The 23729-nt window shown below is 51.4% G+C and carries 26 protein-coding genes and 1 tRNA gene; 10 read left to right on the forward strand and 17 right to left on the reverse strand.

The window, feature by feature from the left end; translation table 11 throughout:
- Nucleotides 1–4: 4 nt before the first annotated feature.
- The gene (locus tag C8N45_RS14230; RefSeq protein WP_168769487.1) at nt 5–1441 is read right to left on the reverse strand and encodes a diguanylate cyclase; all 1437 of its coding nucleotides are present in this window, start codon (nt 1439–1441) and stop codon (nt 5–7) included.
- Nucleotides 1442–2063: 622 nt separating this feature from the next.
- Here C8N45_RS14230 and C8N45_RS14235 point away from each other — a divergent pair.
- Nucleotides 2064–2137 (forward strand) — tRNA-Cys (locus C8N45_RS14235).
- Nucleotides 2138–2199: 62 nt separating this feature from the next.
- Here C8N45_RS14235 and C8N45_RS14240 read toward each other — a convergent pair.
- Together C8N45_RS14240 and C8N45_RS14245 are read right to left on the reverse strand one after the other, a co-directional pair.
- The gene (locus C8N45_RS14240) at nt 2200–3276 is read right to left on the reverse strand and encodes a tyrosine-type recombinase/integrase (protein WP_108386964.1); all 1077 of its coding nucleotides are present in this window, start codon (nt 3274–3276) and stop codon (nt 2200–2202) included.
- Between the two features lie 263 nt (nt 3277–3539).
- Entirely contained in the window at nt 3540–3746 is a 207-nt protein-coding gene (locus C8N45_RS14245) for a hypothetical protein (protein WP_108386913.1), read from the reverse strand.
- Nucleotides 3747–3878: 132 nt separating this feature from the next.
- On the opposite strand from C8N45_RS14245, the gene C8N45_RS14250 reads away from it, so the two are divergent.
- Nucleotides 3879–4505 carry a helix-turn-helix domain-containing protein gene (locus C8N45_RS14250; protein WP_108386914.1) on the forward strand — a complete coding sequence of 209 codons (627 nt, stop codon included), beginning with the start codon at nt 3879–3881 and terminating at the stop codon, nt 4503–4505.
- 19 nt (nt 4506–4524) lie between these two features.
- On the opposite strand, the gene C8N45_RS14255 is transcribed toward C8N45_RS14250, so the two are convergent.
- The 5 genes from C8N45_RS14255 to C8N45_RS14275 are packed head-to-tail and all read right to left on the reverse strand — an operon-like array spanning nt 4525 to nt 6982.
- Nucleotides 4525–4749: a hypothetical protein gene (locus C8N45_RS14255; protein ID WP_108386915.1), complete on the reverse strand. Its 225-nt coding sequence runs from the start codon at nt 4747–4749 to the stop codon at nt 4525–4527.
- A 4-nt stretch (nt 4750–4753) separates the two neighbouring features.
- A complete protein-coding gene (locus C8N45_RS14260) occupies nt 4754–4981 on the reverse strand; it encodes a hypothetical protein (RefSeq protein ID WP_211095473.1) in 228 nt (75 codons plus the stop codon).
- Between the two features lies 1 nt (nt 4982).
- Nucleotides 4983–5543: a metallophosphoesterase gene (locus C8N45_RS14265; protein WP_108386916.1), complete on the reverse strand. Its 561-nt coding sequence runs from the start codon at nt 5541–5543 to the stop codon at nt 4983–4985.
- Nucleotides 5544–5603: 60 nt separating this feature from the next.
- Nucleotides 5604–6176 carry a hypothetical protein gene (locus C8N45_RS14270; protein WP_108386917.1) on the reverse strand — a complete coding sequence of 191 codons (573 nt, stop codon included), beginning with the start codon at nt 6174–6176 and terminating at the stop codon, nt 5604–5606.
- Nucleotides 6173–6982, reverse strand: coding sequence for a P-loop NTPase family protein (locus tag C8N45_RS14275; protein ID WP_108386918.1), 810 nt, complete (start codon nt 6980–6982; stop codon nt 6173–6175). The genes C8N45_RS14270 and C8N45_RS14275 overlap by 4 nt, the downstream gene beginning before the upstream one ends.
- 79 nt (nt 6983–7061) lie before the next feature.
- Here C8N45_RS14275 and C8N45_RS14280 point away from each other — a divergent pair, with 79 nt between their 5' ends.
- Nucleotides 7062–7280: a helix-turn-helix domain-containing protein gene (locus C8N45_RS14280; RefSeq protein WP_245882676.1), complete on the forward strand. Its 219-nt coding sequence runs from the start codon at nt 7062–7064 to the stop codon at nt 7278–7280.
- 155 nt (nt 7281–7435) lie between these two features.
- Here the strand turns inward: C8N45_RS14280 and C8N45_RS14285 are convergent, their stop codons facing one another.
- Nucleotides 7436–7690 carry a peptidase associated/transthyretin-like domain-containing protein gene (locus C8N45_RS14285; protein ID WP_133175984.1) on the reverse strand — a complete coding sequence of 85 codons (255 nt, stop codon included), beginning with the start codon at nt 7688–7690 and terminating at the stop codon, nt 7436–7438.
- A gap of 714 nt (nt 7691–8404) precedes the next feature.
- Between C8N45_RS14285 and C8N45_RS14290 the strand changes: the two genes are divergently transcribed.
- The 4 genes from C8N45_RS14290 to C8N45_RS14305 all read left to right on the forward strand — a co-directional run bounded on the left by C8N45_RS14290 (nt 8405) and on the right by C8N45_RS14305 (nt 13764).
- Nucleotides 8405–9112, forward strand: coding sequence for a hypothetical protein (locus C8N45_RS14290; protein ID WP_133175985.1), 708 nt, complete (start codon nt 8405–8407; stop codon nt 9110–9112).
- Between the two features lie 35 nt (nt 9113–9147).
- Complete coding sequence (locus tag C8N45_RS14295; protein ID WP_114427843.1) at nt 9148–9720, forward strand: hypothetical protein; 573 nt, start codon at nt 9148–9150, stop codon at nt 9718–9720.
- A complete protein-coding gene (locus tag C8N45_RS14300) occupies nt 9713–13351 on the forward strand; it encodes a hypothetical protein (protein ID WP_108386923.1) in 3639 nt (1212 codons plus the stop codon). Before C8N45_RS14295 ends, C8N45_RS14300 begins: the two co-directional genes overlap by 8 nt.
- Before the next feature lie 230 nt (nt 13352–13581).
- Complete coding sequence (locus C8N45_RS14305) at nt 13582–13764, forward strand: hypothetical protein (RefSeq protein WP_108386924.1); 183 nt, start codon at nt 13582–13584, stop codon at nt 13762–13764.
- A 291-nt stretch (nt 13765–14055) separates the two neighbouring features.
- On the opposite strand, the gene C8N45_RS14310 is transcribed toward C8N45_RS14305, so the two are convergent.
- Genes C8N45_RS14310 through C8N45_RS23005 form a run of 3 tightly spaced genes read right to left on the reverse strand, consistent with a single transcriptional unit; the run spans nt 14056 to nt 16221 of the window.
- A complete protein-coding gene (locus C8N45_RS14310) occupies nt 14056–15459 on the reverse strand; it encodes a radical SAM/SPASM domain-containing protein (RefSeq protein WP_108386925.1) in 1404 nt (467 codons plus the stop codon).
- On the reverse strand, nt 15456–15827 hold the full coding sequence (locus C8N45_RS14315; RefSeq protein ID WP_108386926.1) for a hypothetical protein: 372 nt from the start codon (nt 15825–15827) through the stop codon (nt 15456–15458). Before C8N45_RS14315 ends, C8N45_RS14310 begins: the two co-directional genes overlap by 4 nt.
- A gap of 31 nt (nt 15828–15858) precedes the next feature.
- Nucleotides 15859–16221: a hypothetical protein gene (locus C8N45_RS23005; RefSeq protein ID WP_133175986.1), complete on the reverse strand. Its 363-nt coding sequence runs from the start codon at nt 16219–16221 to the stop codon at nt 15859–15861.
- A 605-nt stretch (nt 16222–16826) separates the two neighbouring features.
- Here C8N45_RS23005 and C8N45_RS14325 point away from each other — a divergent pair.
- From C8N45_RS14325 to tcmP, 3 genes are all read left to right on the forward strand, one after another.
- A complete protein-coding gene (locus tag C8N45_RS14325) occupies nt 16827–17366 on the forward strand; it encodes a recombinase family protein (RefSeq protein WP_108386928.1) in 540 nt (179 codons plus the stop codon).
- 78 nt (nt 17367–17444) lie between these two features.
- A complete protein-coding gene (locus C8N45_RS14330; RefSeq protein ID WP_108386929.1) occupies nt 17445–18269 on the forward strand; it encodes a DUF5131 family protein in 825 nt (274 codons plus the stop codon).
- A complete protein-coding gene (gene tcmP / locus C8N45_RS14335) occupies nt 18236–19171 on the forward strand; it encodes a three-Cys-motif partner protein TcmP (protein WP_108386930.1) in 936 nt (311 codons plus the stop codon). Before C8N45_RS14330 ends, tcmP begins: the two co-directional genes overlap by 34 nt.
- Before the next feature lie 72 nt (nt 19172–19243).
- Here the strand turns inward: tcmP and C8N45_RS14340 are convergent, their stop codons facing one another.
- The 5 genes from C8N45_RS14340 to C8N45_RS14360 all read right to left on the reverse strand — a co-directional run bounded on the left by C8N45_RS14340 (nt 19244) and on the right by C8N45_RS14360 (nt 23691).
- Nucleotides 19244–19678: a DUF488 domain-containing protein gene (locus C8N45_RS14340; RefSeq protein ID WP_108386931.1), complete on the reverse strand. Its 435-nt coding sequence runs from the start codon at nt 19676–19678 to the stop codon at nt 19244–19246.
- A gap of 18 nt (nt 19679–19696) precedes the next feature.
- Nucleotides 19697–20284 carry a DUF488 domain-containing protein gene (locus C8N45_RS24140; RefSeq protein WP_168769488.1) on the reverse strand — a complete coding sequence of 196 codons (588 nt, stop codon included), beginning with the start codon at nt 20282–20284 and terminating at the stop codon, nt 19697–19699.
- A gap of 12 nt (nt 20285–20296) precedes the next feature.
- Nucleotides 20297–21016 (reverse strand): dual OB domain-containing protein, encoded by a 720-nt coding sequence (locus C8N45_RS14350; protein ID WP_108386933.1) that lies wholly within the window; start codon nt 21014–21016, stop codon nt 20297–20299.
- Between the two features lie 160 nt (nt 21017–21176).
- Nucleotides 21177–21632 carry a hypothetical protein gene (locus C8N45_RS14355; RefSeq protein ID WP_108386934.1) on the reverse strand — a complete coding sequence of 152 codons (456 nt, stop codon included), beginning with the start codon at nt 21630–21632 and terminating at the stop codon, nt 21177–21179.
- Between the two features lie 214 nt (nt 21633–21846).
- Nucleotides 21847–23691, reverse strand: coding sequence for an ATP-binding protein (locus C8N45_RS14360; RefSeq protein ID WP_211095474.1), 1845 nt, complete (start codon nt 23689–23691; stop codon nt 21847–21849).
- Nucleotides 23692–23729: the final 38 nt, after the last annotated feature.

Consider the following 23729-nt stretch of genomic DNA (forward strand, 5'->3'; position numbering starts at 1 on the left):
CACTTCAATCGAAAGTGATCAGGTCTGTCGCATCGCAGATGCTCCAGCGGTTACGGCCTGACTTTTTCGCATTGTACAAGGCAACATCAGCCTGTTTGATCAAATCCTGCGGTTCGGTTCCATGTGTCGGATAGACAGCAACGCCAATTGATACAGTGACTTTCGGCAGCGCTCCGCCAGCATATTTGATGCGGGCATTTTCAATGCTTTGACGCAGTTCTTCGGCAACATCAGTGGCGCGCGTGCGGTCGGCAGAAGGCAACAGCAGACTGAATTCTTCACCACCGATGCGACAAGGAATAACCCTCTCAAACTCCAGCGCAGTCATCTTTTCGGCAATTGCTTCCAAAACGACATCGCCAGCGTCGTGGCCATATTGATCATTGAAGTTCTTGAAATGATCTGCATCCAGTGAAAGCAGCGCAAAATTGCCCTGACGCAAGGCGGCCTGATTGAGTTCCTTGCGCAATGCTTCAAGGAAATAGCGCCGGTTGTATAGACCCGTCAGCGGGTCACGGGTGGACTGATCTTGTAGTTCGTCGCGCAGCTTCACATTCGCGATCGCCATCGAGATATGTTCCGCGCAGCGGTTTGTGAAAGTGACAGCGTCAAAGACTTCGATATTGGCGCCTTCAGTCACAAACCCCACATGCATCATCCCGACAGTATCACCATGGGCCATGATGGGGACACAGATGAAACGATGTGCACCCACATCACTGTCGTTTCCGTCTTTGACATGGTCACAGACAAAACTCAGCTCCGTGGGATCATAGATATAACTACGGCCACGGCGCAGCGCCCAACAACTGTCAGGACTGACCTGTTCCTGTGTGTTTTTGCAGTGCCATGTGCAAGCAAGCTCCAGCACGTCGCGCGCTTTGGCGTAGATGAACAACTGCCCCCGCGTGCCGGGCAGGGCTTTTTGCATGAAGGCTGAGACAATGACATAAAGCTCTTCCAGCGATTTACAGGATTGCAGCCACTCATCCATATTGGCCAACAAGGATGTTTCTCGTTGGCGCGCGCGCTCATGCTCCAGTATCGCAGACGTCTTGCGTTCGGCTTCCTCGGCCTCTGCCTTGGCAAGGTTCAGCGCGGTAATCGCCTGTCGCGTTTCTGTGACATTGGTGACGGCTACAACATGGCCACCCTCACGGACAGGGCGCACATTCGCCGAAATGATTTCGCCCGAAGGCAAAGAGAAGTCGAACTGAAAGCCGCGCCCGACCTGAAATAGCTCTTGGTACTCTGCAACCATCTCACTGGAAAATACACCGCGATCACGCTCTTGGCGCATAAAGCGATCCAGCGGCATCCCGACGCGCAGCTTGGAGGGTTCTAATTCAAGGATATTCAAAAAGCGCTGATTGTGCATCACGCACCTGCCATCCGATGACCAAATCACAACACCTTGCTCGACAGCATCCAATATCTGCATCGCCAGGTCACTAGCCGGTTGGTCCGATTCATCTTTCGGCGCACTTACGCGCGTGTTGACCCTTCGGTCTGGTGTGATTTGCGTCTCACGCAGCATTTCGTTGTCCCTTACCGCCAAGCGCCTTATCCGCAGAGATTCAGAATATTTCATTAAGCCCCACTGTCTGATTAGCTCAAATTTCGCAAACCTTACGCCACTTTGCAGCCGTAACTCTCACGCGGTTTGCGCAGCCTTTGCTGCGAAGGCCAAGAGGCTTTTCCAGCCTGGTGCTGTGTGCCGCCCGCGCGGATCGTAGAAGCCCTTGATATATGCCGAAATTGGCGTAATGGCGTCCGGGCACGTCTTCCGTGATCGCTGCCATAGCCGCTCAGCTTTGATCCTCTTGAAGAAGGAGAGGAGCAAGAATGACGGCAGTCCAATGGACCGTCGGCCCCGACTTCAAACGGCGGCGCTATCATAGCGGCTGCCGCGATCCGCGTGGTGGATAATGACGTCCCGTTTTACAGCGCGTGCAGGTTTTGGCGCATGCGTCCCTTTGCCTGACCGCACAAATGAGTAGCGGGCGGCTGAAGATAACCGCTTGACGCCCCGCGTGCTGATGCGTAGTCAAGCGCTGGCTGACGGCGAGTTGGCGGAGTGGTTACGCAGCGGATTGCAAATCCGTGTAGACCGGTTCGATTCCGGTACTCGCCTCCATTTAAAATCAAGCACTTAGCTATCTCCTTCTTGTGCCCCTAACGGGGCGTTTACAGTTGCGTTTACACTTCGACGTCTGGGGCATGCTTCGCTTCCTCCAAAAGTTCGAGGATCGCGTCGCTTTCGCTACCCGAAATTTCGGCATATTTTTCAATCATGTTGGCGGCATAGCGCAGCCCCCACCCCATGACACCGGCGATTTGGTTCAGCGACAATCCCGCGTGTAAAAGTCTGGTCGCTGCCGTACCGCGAGCGTCGTAGAGACGAACGTCGCCCTCAATTTTTGCCTTCTTCCTATGCTCAAAGACCGCTTCGGAAATGCGGCGCTCGTCGAGTGGTTTCCCGGAAAGTCCAACAAGTATGAATTTTTGGCACTCTGGAGTACTGTCGATCAAATCTGCCATCGCTTCAGTGACGGGTATAAAAACGGTTCGGTTGCTCTTGTTGGTTGTGATCGTGATCCTGCGCCCTTTGGGCGTTGGCTCGACGTGGCGCAAGTTGAGCCGACAAAGATCAGCAGGCCGCAAACCGGTTTCGCATGCCGCAATAAGGATGCGCTTTGTCCAGACAGGCGCATCCTTGCAAAACTGATCCACAAGCGACGGGGTCCATATGACCTTCGATCTGTCGACTTGGTATAGTTTCTTGAACCCCTCGCAGTGATGCTTCGTGATCACTTTTGCTTCGTCCTTAGCCCAATTCAAAAAGCGACAAACCACAGTTCCGGCGTAGTCGTATTGTTTCGGTGAATGCATCCACTTTTGACGCCAGGTATTCACCTCACCACGCGACTCCGGCTCCTCGAACAACTTGATGGAGTCTTCTCCAAAGCTGGCATCGAATTTCTTTAGCCAACCACGATAGTCCGATTGGGTCCTCGGCCGTATGGCGACTACGAATTCCGCAGACGACAGGAATCGGTCGATGACTGTCGAGGTAGAGATTCCAATCGGTTTCGGACGTGATATTTTTGCAGTCCAGGCTTGCCGAAACTCGAGATCGACCGGACAGCGAACATATCCAGACCAGAACTTGGAATGCTTGTTGCCCCGTTCTGCGTAAAAATGAAATCGAGATCGACCATCGGCAAGCTTTCTCTCGACCCGATGGACTCCCTCAGGAAGCTGGTAACCGCGCAAGACGAGCCCTCCTCTTACCAACCAAACTTTCGGTTTGGGAAACGGGTTCAAGAGCTAACAGGCCTTGGGCCTGATCAAGTCGCACACGCACCAGCTTGGGATCAAAATAGTGCGGGTTACGACGAACAGGTGTTATTCCCTTCTCCCTGCAAAAACCTCGAAAGGCATCGTTCGCCGACGCGAAACCAAGGGCGGTTGCCAGGTCCTCGGACGATACGAGTTGAATGGATTGTGCACTAAACTCCATAATCGGCTCCAATCACTCAGTCGGCCCGTTTTGAGTTCGCTGCATCCAACGTGAGCAGCTTTTCAACGTGATCGGCACTGAGCATCATTGCCCGCCCAAGCGCATAGAACTGCCCATGCTCTCTCGCCTTCGTCCGAAGTGCCCTTTCGGAAATGATAGCTCCGGACTTTTGCAGCTTTTTGCACCATTCGCGTGGTGTCAGCATGTCGTCGAATTGTTCCATTTCTGCGGCCTCCTTGAAGCGACTTGCTGCAAGCTTCTTCAGGTTTGTTCACGTTTCCACCCCTAAAATCTGGCGCGGCGCTACCAATTAGATTATGAGTACAAATGTTCCCAATTTTGGAGTCATACGGATATGTCCAAAACCTACAGCTTCAAAAAAGGAGACCCACAAAACAAACGCAAGTCACGTCAGACCCGCGCGGCAACCAGTCAAACGAAGGACTTGAAGGCTTCGCTTGATCGGATCGCAAGTGATGAAAGAACTCGGGAACTCAAGACCACCAGACAGGCTCCTTCGCTTGCCAAAGGCTTGACCGACTACCGTGAGAAAAGAGGCCTTCCACGAACAGAATTCGCCGAAGAGTTCGGCGTAACACGCCGCGCATTATTCAACTATGAAAAAGGCAACCGAACTGTACCTGGAGATTTGCTAGAACGCATCGTTGCACGCGGGGACGTCGAATTGTCGGACATTTTTGGGCTGCCCCCAGAGCCACCGACCCAAACACTTCGCATCGCAGACGCGAAGCTGGCAATCGACGTGTTTGAGGCTTTTCGGGCCAAGTACCCCGAAGTTGTAGACGAAGATGTGAAATTTTTTATTGCTTTCGAAATCGCTAGGCGGCCGATGACCTTCAAAAGAACACCGAAGGTAATGGAGCGCGTCGCGACGAGGATCATGCACACAATTGACGAGCACTACCGGCAAACCGGGGCCTATCTGGAACATGAGCACTCTCGCGATACCGATCCGACCTAAATATAGTAGCGCTGTCCCATCACATACTAATGTCTTGCGCTTCCAGCCATGCCATCATTTCAGCGACCCACTCGGGGGCTCTGCTTCTCAGCATAACAGCGGATAGCAGCAGAACGTTCGGCTGCATTTGTGCGTCGGTGGGTCCGTTAGCCATCACAAATTTAAATTCTCCAGCGGCGGTTACGACCAGTGCAGAGGCGCGGGCTGGAAGGATGGTTTCGACTTTTTCAGGTTCATCGGTCATTGGTTTACTTTCGCCAAATCCGGGGCCAGTCGTTTGGATCTGTCCAGCATTTGCCATCCTTTGGTGCGCTCCAGGGGTTGCCGAAGGCTTTCTCGGCAGGTGGCTCTTCTTTGGTCAGATCTACTGCGTTCAGGGCACGCCGGGCGCGCTTGTGCTCAGTCTTCTTGAAGCGCTTGTCACTCTCGGCTGTCGTCATGCCTGTAATTGGTGTCTTGCGGTACGATCTGGACATCTCAAAGTTCCGCGTTGTGTTCGACATCTTGCCAGTGCTTGTTTGCAGGCAAGGTCTTTGCGCGCTGTTCGATATCCCGGATCGTGACGGGCACATAGCCCCAGACATCGACGCCGACATTCACCGCGTTCCTGCTTCCCATCCACTGATCGTGCACGTGGCCAAAGAGGTGCAGCGCCCCTTTTCTGGCCCGGTGCCATGTGATCATCGGATAGTGGTTGAGAACGGCATGGGGGCCAGTGCCGTGGGCGACTTCAGCCATCTGGGACACGCTCGTCCACGGCAATTGCTGCGTGGCCTCGCCATCATGATTGCCGACGACAAGGTGCTTTTCTTTGCCGGGCAGCCGCGCGAACAGGTTGGAAACCCATTTGCGGTCTTTCGCCTTGGGACCGAACGCGAAGTCACCGACGACCCAGAGCGTATCCTGTGGTCCGACTTTTGCGCTCAGGTTGGCGAGCAGCATCGCATCCATGTGGCTGGCGGATTCAAACGGCCGACCACAGTGCTTGATGATGTTATCATGGCCGAAATGCGTGTCGGCTGTGTACCAGATGGTCATTGTCTTACTCAGCTCGTGATGTGCCTGTTGAGGTGGGCAGGTTGGGTTTGGGCTTGTTGATCAAGTTTGGCTCGTAGAGGCCGTCTCGCGCGTCAGCAGGTGATCTATTTCCTGCCGCAACGCGCTGGAGCGCTCCCGGTAGCTTTTAGACCAGACCGTCAGTCCGGCATAGACGCAGGCGATGAGTGTCACTAGGTAGAGCTGGAAACCCGTTCCTGTGAAAGCATGGTCGCCAAGTCCAATAATCTCCAGAAGAGCGGACCATACGAATAGACCGGGTAGAGCGATAAGAAGGCTCAGGCCAAAGGTGCTGATTAGGGTCGCGCCGAGAGATGTACTGACATTCAACTCCTCTCCATCATGGACGACCCCGGTGGTGAAGTTGGCAAAGGCCACTGGCTTGCCAGATAGTGTGCTGATGACGACAGCCACCTCATGCCCCGGCTGCGCAGCGTCGAACATGTCGCCCTGATATCGGTGTTCTTTGCCATCTTCACACCGCAACCACAGCTCCCGCGTCGCATTGATCCTGCTGTAGCCGGTTTTCCGGTCCACGCGGACAGAGTGCATCTGCTCTTTCGCAGCCGTCACAACACCGCGCACAATGGTGAGATTTCCGCCATAGCCGGTCATGTCGGTAGCAGCCCGGCGAGTTCGTGCAGAGGAAGGGGGGTACGGCGTGGCATGGGCGTGCGCTTGCGGACCTCATAGCCACCCAAGGCCAATCTGATCTCGTCCAGAAGCTTATCGATCTCCGATCTGACATTGATGAAATCACGCACCGGTTTTCGTCTTGGGTCGGAGAGGTCGTAAATGGCATGCTCACAGGTCAATCTGGTAAAGGTGTTGGAGAGATGCCCATCGACGGAAATATCCTCAAGTTGGGGCGAGTAGGGTAAGCTGCGTAAGAACAAGCGGCCCGCCGTGAACGCGGCCGAGGCAGCGCGTTGCTCAGCTTCATTGCACGCATCTCCACATCTCAGGCCGTAGAGTGGTATGCCACCCAGATCGACCCCATTCAGTTCTTCAGAAATCCTGAGGGCTGTCAGGGCATCCATAAACGGCGCGATGAGTAGATTGCTGTGTGAAGCGGCCGTCAGCGCGAGATCATCAAGGCGCCCGCCTGTATCGATCAGGACCACCCCAAACTTCGAAAAGCGGTCGTTGATATGCTCATTGATGATCTCGGTAAGCGCATCTTCGTCAACCACATGGCGGACCAAGAGGCTGTCCCGCTGCACGCCCGTTCTAAACATCTGCCGCTGCCACTGTCCCAAAGTCGTCTTGTGAGCTGGGCGTAGGCTTGCCTCGGGCGTGGCATCAATGATCAGTGACGGGAAGCTTCGTTCTTCAACAATCGTTGACGCAAGTGCCATGACTGCCGTGGTGCGCCCGGCACCGCCCTTGGGGGCGAGGAAGGTAATGATGTTTGGTTTCATGAGCTGAGCCGGGAACTAAATTACATACTTAAGTTGATAACATTATAGTATGTAATCATCAATCGTCTGGCGCATGGATATGCGCAAACTAGTCGGACGAAATTTTGCTCGACTGCGACGGGAGAAAGGCCTGACGCAGGAGGAAGTTGAAGCGCGCTCTGGTTTCAGTCAGCAGTACCTGAGCGGGCTTGAACGAGGGCAGAGAAACCCGACAATCATCACACTCTATGAGCTTTCACAGGCTCTCGGTGTAAGTCACATTGAACTCGTGGACGGCGACCGTTCGGAAGACAGTTGATTTCCAATCAAGTCTGTACAGCAGGGTATGGCACGTTCCTCACCGCCCAACTAGTCAGACTGCGGCAATATCGAAAGCGGATCGGCGCATGTATTGGCGATGACATGACAAAGGCCCCGAGACTACCTCGGGGCCTTTGCCGGAGTCTTTTTCGTTCAGATGTTGAATGACATCGTTTCGCCATCGCTGACGGCAACTGAGCCAGAAACCTCTTCACCGTTGATGTAGATGTTGTCCAGAATCCAGTCCGAACCATCGTTTTTTGCATCGATCTCGAACTCGGCCCACCCATCGTCGTCGGTGTACTCCGACAGGTAGCCCCCAAGTAGGCTCCCCATCAGAGTGACCTTTGCTCCGGAGACACCTTCGTCGTCGTCATCGACAACTCTAACAGAACAATTCCAAGACATAGAAACAACCTCCTTTTCAGTCTCAGCAATCTTCACCCGCGCAACGCGGACGGAGGAGACCGGACCATGGGTTTGGTACAGTCACGCGCCCACGGCGAATGCTTGGCTTCGGGTAAGCGTGGCGAAATTCATCGGCATAGCGCGATGCCCCGCGTCGCAGCGCATCGCCGCCCCTACGAACGGAGTCCGCGCCGCGCCGAACGCTGTCGGGAACGCGTGGTCCGTACTCTCGAAACACGCCTTCTGTAGTACGCTGTGCACACCCCGAACCCCAACCACATGCCTCCGCCGGAGTTGTCAGTGACGTGGCAGTGATGACTGCCAGCATCAACGCGCCCATCTGGATAGTCTTTGTCATATTCTTTCCTTTCTGCTGATGTGATTACTGTCCGCGCCGGCCAGTTCCACCGCCCGCGCTTCCACCTTTGCCGCCACTTTGGCCGCCGCTACCGGCGTTGCCGTTTCCGTGACCGCCGCTTCCGCCTTTCATTCCCATGTCAAATCTCCTTTGTGTCTGGGTTCGCCGTCTTGGCTGCTTCTGACTGAAGGATTTTGAGGCAATTGCCGGATATTGGGAAAAATTTCCCGGATTTCCGGCGCCCTATATGCGGCCGTGCTAGGCTGCGAATCGTTGATTTTTGAGGGGGAAGTACACGAATGATTTCCGTTCTTGACGCGCTGTCTGCGCTTCGAACCGAAGATCGAGAGGCTCTGATGGAAGTCCTTGACCAGATTCTTTGCTATCGCTTTCCGGTGATAAGTTTAATCCGGCGGCAACGTGAATTAAGTGAAATCGACCGTTCTTTGCGTTCGATTCAAATGCTGATTGAACAGACCGCTGAGTGGATCGGAGAGGAAGACCCTGATTGGCTATATGTTAGCGATCAGACGGCTGAGAACCCGGGTGAGCTGCTAGTGCACTTGGCGTCCGGTATTGAGCCCGTGGGTGAGATGTTAGTGCAAGAAGCTCTCCGTCGTTACGCTCGGGCTGGGCGAATTTCGTCGATTCAGTCAGAGGCTCTAGGCTACGCGGCTTGGTTGCGCTCGGAACTCGACGGACTGTCGCTTGTGATGCATGAAGATGATGCGTTTGGTCATGCCCTTGGTGCTGCTGAGAGACCACTGAAGTTGATCAAAGTCATGCGGGCGCTTGTGATGTCCCACTACTTTAAAGACGAAAACGATCTGGACCTTTGGGACGTGTTGTTCGCCGTAGAGAATATGGGTGACAGAGGCTTGTCGTCTCATGGCTTCTCTAGAGCTGCGATAGCCGAGAAGCTTAACTCTGGCCTTCTCCGCGATCAGGACGACCCCTGGACGCGAGACAGAGTGAAGTACGTGACAGGACGTTTCTACGGCACAATCGCTCCTCGCCTTGCTCAAAAACTGAACCAGTACGCAGATACTGCTGCAGCTGAGTAACCGCCGCAGCCTCGCCCTATATGAGAGACCCGAAAATGACGAATGAGAAAAATATCCCCGAGTTGGTTGCACAAGTGGCCGCCTATTCTCGCAAACCTCGCCTCGATCAGAAGGCGCGTGAGCGCCTTTTGGCTAAATTCGGCGATGATGAAGTGGAGTGCGAACCCGTTGCAAAGGGTACGGTTGTACCGTTACGCCCTCACTTGGTGAAGGCTCTGCCCGTACCGCCATCCACAGTTGCGGCTGAAAGTGCTATGGCAGCGTCGTCGGATGACGCCATTTCAGAGGCAACCAGCAACCCTTCCAGTGAAGCAACGGATAGAGATGCAAAATTGCGACCGCTGCGATTTGACTTGAGCTTTCTAGATGGGCTGCAAGTCAATTTTCTAGCTGACTTTTCTGCTGATAACGTATTTGCGGAAATTATTCAGGCCGATGAAAGTAAGGTACATTTTGATGAGCAAAAGCTTCAAAGTGAGATTGTCGAGATCAGTGGGCATCAATTAGTGCTAGACCTCTTCAACGAGCCAATGAACCTTTATCAAGTCCGGGATACCTCAATCACCGAGATTTTTGCCATCTTGCATAAGGCAACAAAAAATGAGTAGCGACCTTAATAATATGGAATCGCATGCATTTTTGGAACGTTGGTACACCGACCAAGCACTCGGATATTGGCTTGACCAAGCGATGAGTGGTGGGCAAGGATCCCTCACGTCTGCAGAAGTCGATGACTTATTTCACAGATTCCTGTTGCCTATGGGCCTTTGTAGCGTCGGTCCAATGGGCAGCGACAGACTTCGCAGTTTGCCCCCATCGGTCTTGCAACAGCTTTCGCAGGTTCAACACGTTGCTCTTGAAGGCATACGAAGCCATGCAGAAGTAACCTATCGCGAGCTGATGCAGCCGCAGAACGGTACGACTTCGACTTTCTTTCAAGCCAAGCTCATTGCAAACCGGATGCGTTCTGGAACTCATACGCCAGTTCAAATACTGCGTATGATGACTAAGGGGATTGGTGGCTTTCCAAAACTGGAGCAACCAGATCAGAAGAATATAGAACGCTTACTTGGGAAGTTTGTGCGGCAAGCGTCACTCCCAAATTACTCGTTTCCAATAGTTATCGATACCTTGGCCCCTATTTCAGAGGCCCTCCGACATTGGAAGCAATGGCCACTGATCGAGAACAGTATTCTGCACAGTCTATTCTTGTGGCCGATGTGTGTACTGGAAGGTGTTCAGGGCGTTGGAATAACGTTGCCGCTGCAGTTGTGGGTTCGCCCCGACAACACAGCCAAGAAACCATCTGTCCGGATTGTTGATGGTTATAAAAGTGCGAAGTTTGCTGGAGGTCTTGCTGAAAGTACGTGGCGTTCGCTGGAAGCGGCTATAGCGGTATGGACGAATGAGTTCTCCAACTGGTCGCTCGAATACCACGCCGATGTTTCTAATACACAAGTTACGATAGACCTCGGACATGCTCGTCGAATTAGGTCCTTGGCAGGATATAAATCGCCGTTGAAGCTGAGAGGTCGAAGTCTGGAAGCAGACTTGGCCTTGGGTATTCTTGGACGACTGCTTGGTGACACTTCGGCTGAAGGGGTAAGTGCGACTGGTAAGATAGAAATTCCGGAAAACAACAAGGCGCTGGCTACCGTTGAACCCGTTTTCGGCTCTAAGGAGAAAGCGGAAAAACTTGCAATGTTACCGGACGTTGAGAAGCTGCTATTTCCCGGAAAGGTCAAAAATGACCTCTACGAGGCGTCTGTACCATCGAATGTGTCGCTTTTTTTTGGGTGGACTCTTCAAGACTACGCGGCTGAGATTTTTCCTGATAGTTTCAATAAAACGCGTTTTATCAGGTGTCCCGACTTACGCCTGGCGTACAGGGACAAGTTGCCTAGACATCAATTTCTCCAAAGTGAAGTCGATCACGTTAGAGAGCGTATTGAGCGATCACAGGATACAATCCTAGATCTTGGACCGAAGGTCAGTGCCACGAGTGTGGCTAGAGCCATCTTCGAAATAAACGGAAAGTGCGACCAATACGCCACCGATGCTCGCATGAATGGCTATGTGACTAGGCAGGAAGAATTTTTGCAGTCCTCCTTGTTCATTCGTGTTGCTGACTACGAAACCAATGATCGATTCTGGCAGGTAATCTGGGAGGTCTTGACGGGTAGTGTTCGACTTGATCTCCCACCGCAAAGTGGTGAAGCGAATGACTGGCGAGCATTCGCGTACTCGACAAATTGGGGAGAGCCTGCTCGCATCCTTGCCGAGAAGATGAACAACGCTGAAGCAAACCGTTGGGAGCCCCAACGTAAGCCTGACAAAATCGTCATAGTTGGGGCAGAATTGCTCAGTGAAAGCGGCGAAATGTGCCCTCGGGGACCATTCAAGCGCCTGCAGCTTTGGTCTTTGAAGAACAGTCTCAGGAAAGCTCTTGGTCAAATTAAGCCGGAGCATGTCACTGATCGTGTTGGTCAAGCAAGATTGATCCTGCTGCCGCATGACAATATTCGAGCGCTTCCCAAAATCGAAATAGAGAATATTCCGCTCCATAGTCAGGAAAGTGTGAGAGCTTTGCATGTCTATCAGAACGGCTTCAGCTTTGACACTGCCAAAGCGGTCATGGGGGTGGACTTTTGGAAATGCCATCAAGTGCTTAGAGCACTTTGTGACGAAACGTTCGATGGAGTGCCGCTTGTGTCTAAAGCGCCAAAAATCCCTCAATATGTACTTAACTTTGATCTTGTCGATAACGAAGCGACCGATTTGGATCGGGCGAGGGCTCTCTATCGAGGTGGTCTGGCATTGGTAGGTATGTCGGCAAAGCTTTTCGACGCTTACGATGAAGGCACTACAGCAATCTCATCCTATGGCCAAATGCTAAAACCCGCCCAGGTTCATGATGCCGAACACCTTCTCGGTCGTGCCCGCGATCTCTGCAGGTCACACCGTGGAGAAACGGAATATGACGAACTGTATCAGGTGATCTCTTCAGCGCGTGCGATATTCTCCAGTTACGGGGAACCGTTCTCTTGGAGCCACGTTCGCCACATTGCGTCTGGTAGAGGAGGTGATGGGAGGGACATCAGTCTTCAACAAACGGCCGTGGATCATTTGGACCGCAGGACCAGTCCGTCACACCCAATCGAAACCTCTCACGTCGCGTGGCTTATTTGGAATGAGTACAAGGCTATTGAGAACGCTAAGCAAAATACTGATGCAGAACGCGAGGCCCTGCTGGACCAGCTGTCACTAGTGCTGGATCGGGCTGAAGAAGATGCAAAGATGATGGGTGAGACCCAGTACAGGAAAGATCAGGTAGACGAAGAGGCTGCGTCACGGTTCATAATAGGCTCTACATTTGCCACGCTATTCTTTGCTCGGACTCCAAGTAAGACGCGGACTCGCCGTCATTTTTATGCGGCCAGGAAAGGAGAGCTTGCGGCGCATCCGCTGGGCGAAAGGATGGAACGTTACATAAACTGGGCAATTGACAACGTGGACGAAGCTCGCGACGTGCCAAAGTTAGATTGGTTCATATACTTGGGTGATTTCGTTAAGAACGACACGCTCGCTTTGCAGCACTACAGTTGCGCGCTGAGCAACGATTTAAGCGGGAAGAAAATTCATGGCTTGGACAAGGGGCGTGTGTTTACACCCGCGCTGGTAAAATATCTCGGATGCATTGAACGGTCAGGTCAACCAAAGCTGCCTGCTCCGATCTTGGAGCTGGCCCGCACTGTAGATGCTCGGGCGTTCTTCGGTGTAGCAGACACGCCACGACCGACGTGGGGTTTGATGGATTGGGACGTTTGCGACCGGTGGCACAAGGGACGGTTCAGGCTCTTGGAGATACTCTGTACTCACCATACCTGGCTTGCTGTGAATTCAGCTGAGCAAGCTGGGCTTATCGCAGCCTTCAAAGAAGGTGTGGAATTGATAATTGACTTCAAGGGGTTAGCTTTGGATCAAGCAAACTGGCCTATCGTTTCCACCCTTGTGGGCTATTTCGGAGCGTGTGAAACAACCGGTACAAAGCCAGACCCCCTGATTATGGACTTCGTTGATGGAAAGTCAGCCACCGTCGTGCCGATGCTCGAGGGTCTGCAATTAGATGCCGCGCCCGGCTCTCATATGGCAAGTTTGGTCGAGCCATTCCTCGCAGCAGGGAAGAGTTACTTACTCAATCGGTTTGCAGTTTCGACCCCTGAAGCTCAGGCTATATAATTTATGAATGCGGTCCATACATTTGGTTCTCTGGATGCAGCAATGCGGTCAGTCGCATGCGGCGGCGCAGTCGCATCCTCCATCAGAATATAACGGCTTGGAATCTTAGCACTGCCACCAAAGGACCGCCGGAAATCGGAAAAAGTTTTTCTTAACTCCGGCGGTTGCCTCGAAATCTTTCATTCTGAAGCTGCCAAGACGGCGAACTCAGACATAAAGGAGAAGTAGAGATGGGTTGGTTTAGCAAAGACGACCACGAAACGGCACATAACGAAGGCCAGGCCGATGGTGCGAAGGCCGGTGCAACTGGTGAAAGCCAGTACACCGGCACGCTGTTCTCCGGCCGCTCTTATGCGGAGCAGCAAAGCTACAATCAAGGGTACGAACACGGCAAGAGCACGACGAAAGACTAGTGCTTGAGAGGGCATCGAGGAAGGTCTTGCCTCACCTCGATGCCCGACGAGCGGGCACTTCATCTGGGGTTTGAAGCACGTCGGCTCAGGTTTTCTGTGGTTTGAGCATGCCGATGTTCATCCAGTGATTTGGTAGCTCTGTCTGTATTGGGCCAAAATCAAGAAGGTCGGCGGCAAGCGTCGCCGACCTCCAAGTAGATTTATAGATACAGCGCAAAGGAGTTGCCAAAAACGGTCGTTTCTGCCGGGTCCACAAACCCCGGGCAGAACTGCTGCAAAACACCAAATCTTCTAGCACTGCGACGAGACTCGGGAGATCAGGTAATGCTTCCATAAGTCAGTGTAGTACCCAATATCGTTTTGCATATCGTCTAAGATGTAATCCAAAACTCCAAGTGTCTTTAGGCACTCATAGCTTCTGCTAGGTTTTACCTCAGGCGATCCGCTCTCTTGAAAGTTCGATGCAGGACACGGTGTGCAATAGTTGTAGTAAGCGCAATTCAAACATTCATCATGCTTGCTGAGATCGGTGTAGGATCGCATATTTGCGGCTGTAGGGGATTCAAACACGTCTTCAAAGGAATCATCAGCAGAACCAAGCTTGAAGGAGCGATATTTATTGGTCTCATGACACGCGTGGATGTCGCCTGTCACCGTGAAATCAACGACACCTCTTGCGATTCCACAAGTATTTCGCGTGTCAATATCACCTCGATTAACTCTCGAAAAAAGCTTTCCTAAAAAAGTTATTAGGTATGTTTCGAACAAGACTATCCCTTCTTCGTTCTTCAACCTCTTTAGTTCATCAATGACCTTTTTATAGTAAGAAATGAACTGATCTGCGTTAACCTTTCCGTGGTCGCGAACGAATTTTTTTCCACGCCCTAAAGGGGTTACAAACTTGAAGCGAAATTCGTTCTGACCATTATCAATTAGCTCTGATATGATCTCTTTATACTGGTCTTTTGAATCAGGGGTAACTACCATTATTTGGCCAGAATAGATTTCCGGAAAATCCTTCACCAATAACTCTTTGGTCGCTTTGGTATCTCTGTAAGAGCCATTACCGTCTTCATACTTGCGCTCGGTATCGTGAATATTTTTCGGCCCATCAATTGAAAGGGACACTGAAACACCCAAATCTTTCAGATTGCCTGCCGTACAGGAATCAATGAGCGTTCCGTTACTTGTCATTGAGTAAGTCGTCGTAACCTCGCGCGAAGCAGGAATGCTGTTGTAATACTCTATGAACGAAGAAATCATTTCTAAACAGAGTGTTGGCTCTCCGCCTTGGAAGTTGATGTTCTTCTCTGTCCCGGGAGATTGAAGAATAAACCTAACGATCTTCTTCATGGTTTCAGGGGTCAGGTCTTTCCCTTTTGCTGAGACGCTCACCGCGGAAGAGTGGCAGAAGCCACATGTGAGATTGCAGCGTTGGGTTAGATGAACAATATAGAGATTTGGTTTGCTATAGTCTTGCGAGTCCCAATGCAGAACGGCTTGATCAAATTTCTGGGCGTTTGCAGCCGTCCTAACAACCAAATTCTGCTCAAGAATCTGGCTTTTCTCTTCAATTATCGCGTCAAGATCGAAGGGAGTACCTTCGTCAAGGTCTACAGGTACTGCTGCCCACTGGCCAGAGCGGTTGGCAACGAATGCAACATTGCCAACCAACCTTGCGTTTATGTCGGTCACTTAACGAGCTTGGACAGTGAAGTAAGGGAGTCCAGCTTGATTGTGCTTGGGTCAAATCCAACCATTTCAGCAACGATACTTCCCCCTGAGTTGGTATAGTTTTTCGTGAAGTGGTCGGTAAACCCAGCTGCGGCGACGCCTGCTCCGTCTAGCATGCTGTCGATCTCAGAAAATTTTCCAGCGTAAGTATCCGACAAGTCAGACAAAGATACAGGGTTCACCTTGAGCGCATCATTCATGATACTCGAGATATTAAGCACCTGAAGTTCTGATTCAGCAGATAGGCCGCGATCTTTTATGAACTCTTCTGGGTCGAGAACGACTTTCTCAAAGTCTTCCTTCGTTGTGACAAATTCTGAAAATTTCATGGATAGCTTCCTCCTGTTAGCTATTAAGCTCTTAGCTTGAGACTGGGAAAGACCAGTTGGTGCTGACCGATTGTTTGGGCCCACCTAATGCTCCACCATCATCAACACGGGTAGTGGATTTGACCTGATGCGTTCCTGAGCCCGTAGGCGCAAAGTTCAAAAAAACCGTCCCGTTGTCGCTCAACGATTGTCCCGGCGAAAGCGAAACATTTGTTTGCGTCTTTTCATTTGAAAAGGGTTTTCCGTCGATTTCTACACGAACCTTGGTGCTAATGGTCACAGTACTTGAAGTTGTGTTCGTAACGCTGAATGAAAATTGATTTGATACAGAGGTGTTGTTCCCGACAGTCGAGCTAGTTGGTCCTTGGCTATTGGCTGATGTAGTAATGCTCATGGAAAACCTATCTAAAATTAAAAAGCAGTCTATAGACAGATACTCAACCGAAGTTGTTCCTCAAGCAAGGAGATTCTTTTCGGTCGAGGCTCGTTCCGTCGCTATAGTGCGCCGTATCCGTAGAAGATCATACGTGCTCAATCTTCAAGCTTCTGAATTGTGGAAGTTACACTTGCACAGGATTGCCGAGAGCCGAAATAGTCATTTCGGCCCACTTGCTCCCGTCCGGACATGTACCGGCATCTCGCCTCACACTGTCACCAACTTGGACTTCATACCGCCATTTGCGATCCGAGCCACATTGGCTGCCGACCTTGTCAGTCCAGTACCAAACCTGCTTCCCGTTTTCCGTTTTCATCTCGAAGTTGCTTCCTGTTCGTACGGGCATCGAGTTCCTCCGCTTATCAAATGTACGTTAGCTTAGCATATTTTTGAATTTTGGAAGGGCCTGGGACAGGGCTGTTGCACAAACATATTCTTGTCTGGTGTCAAAAACAGTCGTTTTTGGCCGACTCGCCTCCCCTCCTTCAGAACAATTATTTAACTATAACAAAAACCCCCGGCAAAACCTTTACAGTTCTGGCAGGTTTTTGGCACAATGAATTATGATTATTGGATATGCCCGCGTCAGCACTGACGACCAGAACCTTGATGCCCAAACCGACGCGCTGACAGCGGCAGGAGCAGGCAAGCTGTTTGCAGACAAGATCAGCGGATCGAAGCGTGAACGGCCCGAACTGGACAAGATGCTGGAGCAGCTTCGCGACGGCGACGTCGTGACCGTAACAAAATATGACCGATTAGCCCGGTCGCTGAAAGACCTTCTGGAGATCGTTGAAACCGTCCGCGAGCGCGGTGCCGGCTTTCGATCCCTCACCGAGGACATTGACACGACGACGCCGGCTGGCCGACTTGTGTTCCACGTCTTTGCATCCATTGCGCAGTTCGAACGGGAGCGAATTTCAGAACGAACAAAGGAAGGCTTGGTGTCCGCGCGCAAGCGCGGCCGTATCGGTGGTAGGCCCCCGGCCCTCACAAATGCGCAGAAGGACGAAGTGCGGCACATGCGAGACGATGAACACCGGGCTGTCCCGGAGATCGCACGCCTGTTCAAAGTCAGCGAAAGGACTGTGCGGCGTGCTTAGGGAAGAGGCATTAAATGGTTTCTCTTTCAATCAGAACCATGTGAAGGTTACTAAAAAGCAAAATTCGTTGAGGTTATCATGGGTGCAAATTCCAAAATTGAATGGACGACACATACGTTCAACCCCTGGTGGGGCTGCACCAAAGTGTCCGAAGCTTGTAAAAACTGTTATGCTGAGGCGTGGTCAAAGCGTGTTGGTCAAAAGGTTTGGGGGCCAAAGGCTGCTAGGCGCACCATGTCTGATGCACATTGGAAACAGCCTATTAAGTGGAACAAGGATGCTGAAGGGGCCACAAACCGGCCTCGGGTATTTTGCGCCTCGATGGCAGATGTTTTTGAAGATCGGCCTGAGTTGATTGAACCACGAGACCGCCTATTTGACCTCATAGAAACGACGCCTCATCTAGATTGGCTTCTGTTGACGAAGCGCCCCCAGAATGTCCGGGAACTGGCACGGTGGGGTCAAGAGTGGCCGCATAACGTGTGGCTCGGGACGACCGTCGAACTACAAACCCGCGCTGATGAGTTGCTGCCCTACTTGGCAGAAATTCCTGCAAAAGTGAGATTCATTTCAGCTGAACCACTTCTTGGTCCTCTTGATATTAATGCTTGGTTGGATTCGACAATTGATTGGGTAATCACAGGGGGCGAAAGCGGACCGAAGGCTCGGCCCGCCTCTCCCGCGTGGTTCCGAGAGCTTCATCGTCAGTGCATGGAAAACTCCGTTGCTTTTCATTTTAAGCAATGGGGGGATTGGGGGCCAGGCGATGGTACAAACCTACCCGCCAAGAAAAGGCAACTGGCGCAAGATGGAACTGAAATGCTGCGCCTGGGAAAGAAGCAGGCCGGGCGCATACTTGATGGAGCTGAGTGGGACCAATTACCAAGAAGTCGAGCACTGTAGCATCTGAGAAAAGTCTGTTTGGCTCCGGCCTGACGAACGCCAAAGCACCGCGTCATCCTTCGGTTCTGGCGGTGTCCAGCCGTGGGTTCGACAAACAGCTAACACCACCAAGTCAGACAAACTCCAAATCGAAATTGATCGCCGAATATATTGAACGGTTCCAACTCGTGACCAAGGGAGGATTATTTATCGATGGTTTTGCGGCCCCTCAAAGCCGAAGCCATCCCGAGGCATGGACAGCGCGGCGAGTATTGGAGCTGGAACCTAAGCGGTTGAGACGTTTTTGGTTATGTGAACTGGATCCAGATGGTGTAGAACAGCTCCGCGCTCTGAAGCAGGTTCACAACCGACAGCCGCGATTTAGGCATGTGTCCGTTATGGAGGGAGATTTCAACCAGACCGTTGACGGTATTCTTGCTTCGCGACGTATCACGCCGACAGCAGCTACCTTCGCTTTCCTCGACCAACGAAATATGGAGTGTCACTGGGAAACCGTCCGGAAACTCGCACATTTTAAACGAAGAAAGATCGAGGTCATGTACTTCTTAGGGACAAGCTGGTCCATGCGTTCATTGAAAAGCGCCTCAAGGCCAGAGAAATTTCAAGAGATTGAAAAATGGTGGGGGCGCCCTGACTGGCAAAGTCTCATTGAGGCTCAGCAAAGCAGCCTACCCCTGATTTTTGCCGAACGGTTCACCAAAGAGCTGGGCTATGGCTATGTGAATATTTACCCAATTCTGTTGAACGAAAACGGAACCAAAGTTGCTTTTCACCTTATCCATGCGAGTGATCATCCACAGGCACCGGTGCTCATGACGAGAGCATATCGAAAGGTATGCGGTGAAATCGCCAATTCGCCTGCTGATAACCAAATGGACTTACTGAGTTGGGAACAGACTTAAGTGGGCAGCTCAAAAAGGGTTTTGTGCTTAGAAAGATCGAAGAGATCACCTTCTATCCAACTCACCTAAAGACTAAAGATGAACTATCTCAACGTCCGTTCTTGCTTGGGCGAGATAATTGGCGGCGAGGCGGCGGTGGCAGTGTTCAGGGGTTGCTTCGCTACACAAGAGGCACCCTTCGTGCATTTGGTCGATGTCAAAATGCTTCTCAACCTTTCTGGACGAAAGAAGGTCCAAGTAGCGGCGTTCATACTCTACCCAGCTGATTTCGTTCTTTCTGAACGCAGACAGTATGTCTGCAGTCGGAGCAAGAAGTGCGTCCACTGAATAGTTGATCCCGCCGATCTTTGAGAGAAAGAAATCTAGATCCTTCTGCTTAGCAAATCCCGAAAGTTGAGAGGTTCGATTCAAGCGGGTGTCGTAGACGTGTTTGACGCCGGCCGTGTTTAATCGGCCAAAGAAGTCTCTAGCAGTGCTCTTTGTGAAGCCAATCGTATATATCTTCATTGGTTTTCCATCTCTATATCAGCGTTCACGATAGGCGATCCCGGCTGCTTGTTTCTTGTAGGCCTCAACAACAGCTGCGTCCCAGTCTCCGGGCCTTTGCAGTAATGGAGGTGGGGTTAGGCCGTGAAATTTGACAAGACGTTGCTCAAATTGGGCTTGATCTTCTACCGCTCCGTCTGTGTGGATATGTGAGATGCTGTTGCGTAAGTCAGGCAAATTGTAGCACACAAGTACGGCACGATGGCACTCGATGGGATCTTTTTCTGAGCAAACTAGAGCCAGATTTAGTTTTCGGGCACCTAATCTGAGGCGGTTCAAACCTTCATTGAAAAAGTCTGTCCGAGCAATCCGGTCGTATGTAGCCTGTCCTGATACATAGCAACTTCGGTCCTTCGGACGTGCCCCAAGCTGGTCACCGAAAAACGCGTACTTGATGTTGGCTGCGTTTAGGTGTTGTCGGAACGGTCCTCGGGAAAAGTCTGGTTTGTAGTGTGAAAATGGTGTTGATCTCACGTCGCAGACAACGTCCACGCCGTTCTCTGAGAGCAACTTGACAAATCCTTCGACCTCTTGCCCAGAATATCCAATTGTAAAAATCTGCCCCACGAAAATGAACCCTTAGTTTGGTAGAATAATGCCGTTGAGCTGCAGATAGCATCGTTTTGGATTGAACCCTTGCTCTCCACCATCCCATGGCCGCGCCAGACCTAGCCTCAAGATAACATCTTGCCAACCAGCACTTGTTAGTCGGGCCGACAGTGACTGAGCTCCTGCCTCTGCATCCGCGTAGTTTTTCGTGTAAAGCTCAGTCACTGTCAAATTATGCCATATTTTCTGAGCATCCTGATATGAAACTTGGGGTTTCCCATAAGGTGCACTGGCCCTCAACCTGCGAGCTTGGATAGCGATGCTTCCTAACGACCGACATTCGCTATCCGCCAGAGCATATTTTCCTTCTACCAAGTTGCCACCAAATATATCTTCAAGGTGCTGATCGGATGTTTCAGCACATGCTGCATATAGCTCGGTAACTGAGGCTTCTCCTTGTTTTCCTACTTTCGCCACGCGGAAATCTTCGTTGGCATGAGGATAACTTGGATTTCCGGCCTTAGCAGGAGCCAGAAAAATGACATTTCCAACAGCAAGGTATCCACCCCCAACCCATTTTTCCTCGGGCCAGTTGTGACCACCCGGCTGAAGGGGGCGAACCATTTCACCAGAATGGATATCGAGTCCGGCAACGCAGACCTGACCTCCAGTCATACGAGTCACTTCTGTGACCAACACTTGTTTGTTTTCTGTCGGCGGGAATCTTTGTTGTAATTCTTTCAATGACATAATTTACCCTTAAAAATTAGATTGTTAGATTATTGTACTCCACAAACTTTCCGGATTTGGTCGCTACGGATGAAATCACTGGAGCAAGACACGGTCAGTTCGGGAAAGCAGCAGAAAGTATGGGGCCTAAGTGCTTTGAAAACACTCAGACCCCAGATCACTACTGTTGAGGCAATAAGTTACGTGCGCTCATGCGGATGCGTGAAACGCGTTTTCTTATCGCGGAAGTTTCAGCGTTCATTATGCCTGAAAGCTCGCCATAGGTTGCACCACCAGCCACGTTCTTCATCAGATTGTAGTCGTCACCACCCATTGCAGTGCACAAGAAAACAAGTTCCGAAGATGTTTCATAATTGGCAGTTGGGTCTACGATGTCTGGCTGCCACGTAAGTGGCTGAAGGCGAAGTAGACGTGCGCGGTGACGGTTCTTGCGAGCGCCAGATTGAATGCGACGTTCGGTATCTGAACGATCAATGTGTTTTCCAGATTCAATATCTGTCAATGCGTTACCAAGGGCAGCTTCTAGCCCCCAATGACGGTCATTAACTGTTGTGGATTTTTTCAGCTCATCTTGAGCGCGGGCATACTCTGCCCAATCGACCTGTTGGTCTTCCATGGTTAGTACCTCATTGTTTGTGCGATCCGTGTGGTATCGCAAGGTTTGAAAAACTGACGTTCGAAGGAGGTTTCGCAATCACAGACGCTGTGCTGTATTTGCGACGTTCACCACCGTTGGTTCAGTCTTGTGAGCAGAACCGTATCAGAAAAACACGGCTCACTCAACTATAAGGAGATGGCGGCGATCAGTTGTGACCGCCACCGACATTTTTTTACGCAGTAAGCTGGATACGGAGAGTTTCTGACCACTCTCGTTGAAGCGTCTCCAATGTTCGTTGTGCATCCTCGTTTTCTAATGAAAGCGCTGACTGTGTACGTGCAAGGGAAAGCAGGAGCAGCTCAAGTGCAACCAGCGGACCTGTTTGTTCACGCACATGTTTTGCCCCATTGTTTTCGTCGTCTTCCGGGCTCTCGCTGCCATCCAACTTTCGGATAGGGTCATAGAGTTCTGAAAAAAACGGGTGGGCTGTATTGATAGAGAGGATCACACGTCCAAACCGATGCTCGGCGCGATAAAATGGCCAGTATTCATCATGGACATATTGAATGAGGTACCTAGATGACTTTACCCGCTGAAATGCGTCCTCATCAGTCTCGTTCGCGCGCTTCAATGAGATTGCCAGTGTTCGTAGGTTGTCCTCAAGCTGCTGTTCTTCTTCTGCGCTCAGTGAAAAAGATCGACTTTGGTGCGGATCCGCCGCTGTAGCCTTGTTCTCGCTTGCGGAAGGCTTAGACGCCTCAGCGTTTGTGCGCTGTGCGCTTTGAAAGCGCCTAATTTCACTGATGACCGTACTTATCTCATCACCAATTCCTCTCTTGATGGCATCCTTGACGTAACCCTTTGGGCGAACACCTTGCTTGTTTGCAGCGACGCCAAACGCCTCATCAAGCTCACCTGGAAAATCAATCTGGACCCGAAACCAGTGTGTGATTGAGTGTCTTGTTGTGAGCTCCGGCATACGATCCGCAAACAGTTCTCTGCCATTCCTGAGAATTGAGACTGTCTGACCGTTAAAAACATGCAGGTCGTTTCGCAGGGTCTTCGTAGGCAGATGATACCATTCCTCGATGGGTAGCTTGAATAGGCTGATTTTTATCTGTGCCGTCTCGCTGTCTTTGTTGTCGTGGATCGGCACGTCAATCAGCTTGGCGGTAACAAGTTTGCTGCCTTTGGCGTCCGTGTCTTCTAGGAACTGTCGATGTCGGGCGTTTGCCATCGAGTACGTCGGATCAAATGCTGTAACACGCCTGTTGTTGATAAAGAGCCGAAGTCCGTCTCCGATTGCCCGACGATAGACACGCGCCATCTCTTTTGTTGCGTGATCCACAAGCGTATTTGCCTTCGCGTAGCTCAGACGATCACAGCTTGGCATGAAGACAATGGTGCCCGAACGCCCTAGAGCTTCGTCTAGATCACCTTTAAGATCGGCCAGTAGTTCTTGTTGGTTTCGATCTTTTGGAACGGACATCGGCTTCTGGATCATGTCTGCAACATCATCTGGTAGTTCATCGAGCAGCTCAGGATCGGGCAAAAGCACAGCGTTGGAGCGTTCCCGGCCAATTGCCTCCACATCAAGTGCGATGTTGTAAAAAGCTCGAGGCTCTTGCCACGAGTAGAACTCAACCAATGGGCTCATACTCAGTGCGGCTGTCTTCATACCCATGCCAAAACGCCCGATACCCGAACGATTATTAAAATTCATGGACCCACCGAAGGCCATAGCCACCTTCAATACGTTTGGTGCCATGCCACGTCCGTCATCTAGGACGGCAACATCCGTCCTATACGAGCCTGGCTTTCCAGTTTGGCGAAAGTATATCCGCACCTCAGTCGCGTTTGCTTGGATCGAATTATCGACGTGCTCACAAAGTGCTGAGGTTGTGTCATTGTATCCTTGGTCACGAAGGGATGAAACTAGAGTTTGGGCAAAAAAGAGTGGGACGTTTGCACCATCCTTCAGGACTCGGTTCATCACGGTTCTACCGCCCTTTGGCGCATCCGCTGCCCAAGTCAGGTCATTCTCGTCGGGATTCGAGGTGTCAGTTTCGTTCAACATAATATTCTCCATAGGTTTTCGTGAGCGCTGTGCTGCAC

The organism is Yoonia sediminilitoris (assembly GCF_003058085.1).
Taxonomy (GTDB): domain Bacteria; phylum Pseudomonadota; class Alphaproteobacteria; order Rhodobacterales; family Rhodobacteraceae; genus Yoonia; species Yoonia sediminilitoris.

What these genes read in the sequence shown, in the direction of transcription:
- C8N45_RS14230 (WP_168769487.1), bottom strand. Translation starts at nt 1,441, where the DNA reads ATGCAGATATTGGATGCTGTCGAGCAAGGTGTTGTGATTTGGTCATCG.
- C8N45_RS14245 (WP_108386913.1), bottom strand. Translation starts at nt 3,746, where the DNA reads ATGGAACAATTCGACGACATGCTGACACCACGCGAATGGTGCAAAAAG.
- C8N45_RS14250 (WP_108386914.1), top strand. Translation starts at nt 3,879, where the DNA reads ATGTCCAAAACCTACAGCTTCAAAAAAGGAGACCCACAAAACAAACGC.
- C8N45_RS14255 (WP_108386915.1), bottom strand. Translation starts at nt 4,749, where the DNA reads ATGACCGATGAACCTGAAAAAGTCGAAACCATCCTTCCAGCCCGCGCC.
- C8N45_RS14260 (WP_211095473.1), bottom strand. Translation starts at nt 4,981, where the DNA reads ATGTCCAGATCGTACCGCAAGACACCAATTACAGGCATGACGACAGCC.
- C8N45_RS14265 (WP_108386916.1), bottom strand. Translation starts at nt 5,543, where the DNA reads ATGACCATCTGGTACACAGCCGACACGCATTTCGGCCATGATAACATC.
- C8N45_RS14270 (WP_108386917.1), bottom strand. Translation starts at nt 6,176, where the DNA reads ATGACCGGCTATGGCGGAAATCTCACCATTGTGCGCGGTGTTGTGACG.
- C8N45_RS14275 (WP_108386918.1), bottom strand. Translation starts at nt 6,982, where the DNA reads ATGAAACCAAACATCATTACCTTCCTCGCCCCCAAGGGCGGTGCCGGG.
- C8N45_RS14280 (WP_245882676.1), top strand. Translation starts at nt 7,062, where the DNA reads ATGCGCAAACTAGTCGGACGAAATTTTGCTCGACTGCGACGGGAGAAA.
- C8N45_RS14285 (WP_133175984.1), bottom strand. Translation starts at nt 7,690, where the DNA reads ATGTCTTGGAATTGTTCTGTTAGAGTTGTCGATGACGACGACGAAGGT.
- C8N45_RS14290 (WP_133175985.1), top strand. Translation starts at nt 8,405, where the DNA reads ATGGAAGTCCTTGACCAGATTCTTTGCTATCGCTTTCCGGTGATAAGT.
- C8N45_RS14295 (WP_114427843.1), top strand. Translation starts at nt 9,148, where the DNA reads ATGACGAATGAGAAAAATATCCCCGAGTTGGTTGCACAAGTGGCCGCC.
- C8N45_RS14300 (WP_108386923.1), top strand. Translation starts at nt 9,713, where the DNA reads ATGAGTAGCGACCTTAATAATATGGAATCGCATGCATTTTTGGAACGT.
- C8N45_RS14305 (WP_108386924.1), top strand. Translation starts at nt 13,582, where the DNA reads ATGGGTTGGTTTAGCAAAGACGACCACGAAACGGCACATAACGAAGGC.
- C8N45_RS14315 (WP_108386926.1), bottom strand. Translation starts at nt 15,827, where the DNA reads ATGAAATTTTCAGAATTTGTCACAACGAAGGAAGACTTTGAGAAAGTC.
- C8N45_RS23005 (WP_133175986.1), bottom strand. Translation starts at nt 16,221, where the DNA reads ATGAGCATTACTACATCAGCCAATAGCCAAGGACCAACTAGCTCGACT.
- C8N45_RS14325 (WP_108386928.1), top strand. Translation starts at nt 16,827, where the DNA reads ATGATTATTGGATATGCCCGCGTCAGCACTGACGACCAGAACCTTGAT.
- C8N45_RS14330 (WP_108386929.1), top strand. Translation starts at nt 17,445, where the DNA reads ATGGGTGCAAATTCCAAAATTGAATGGACGACACATACGTTCAACCCC.
- C8N45_RS14340 (WP_108386931.1), bottom strand. Translation starts at nt 19,678, where the DNA reads ATGAAGATATATACGATTGGCTTCACAAAGAGCACTGCTAGAGACTTC.
- C8N45_RS14350 (WP_108386933.1), bottom strand. Translation starts at nt 21,016, where the DNA reads ATGTCATTGAAAGAATTACAACAAAGATTCCCGCCGACAGAAAACAAA.
- C8N45_RS14355 (WP_108386934.1), bottom strand. Translation starts at nt 21,632, where the DNA reads ATGGAAGACCAACAGGTCGATTGGGCAGAGTATGCCCGCGCTCAAGAT.
- C8N45_RS14360 (WP_211095474.1), bottom strand. Translation starts at nt 23,691, where the DNA reads ATGTTGAACGAAACTGACACCTCGAATCCCGACGAGAATGACCTGACT.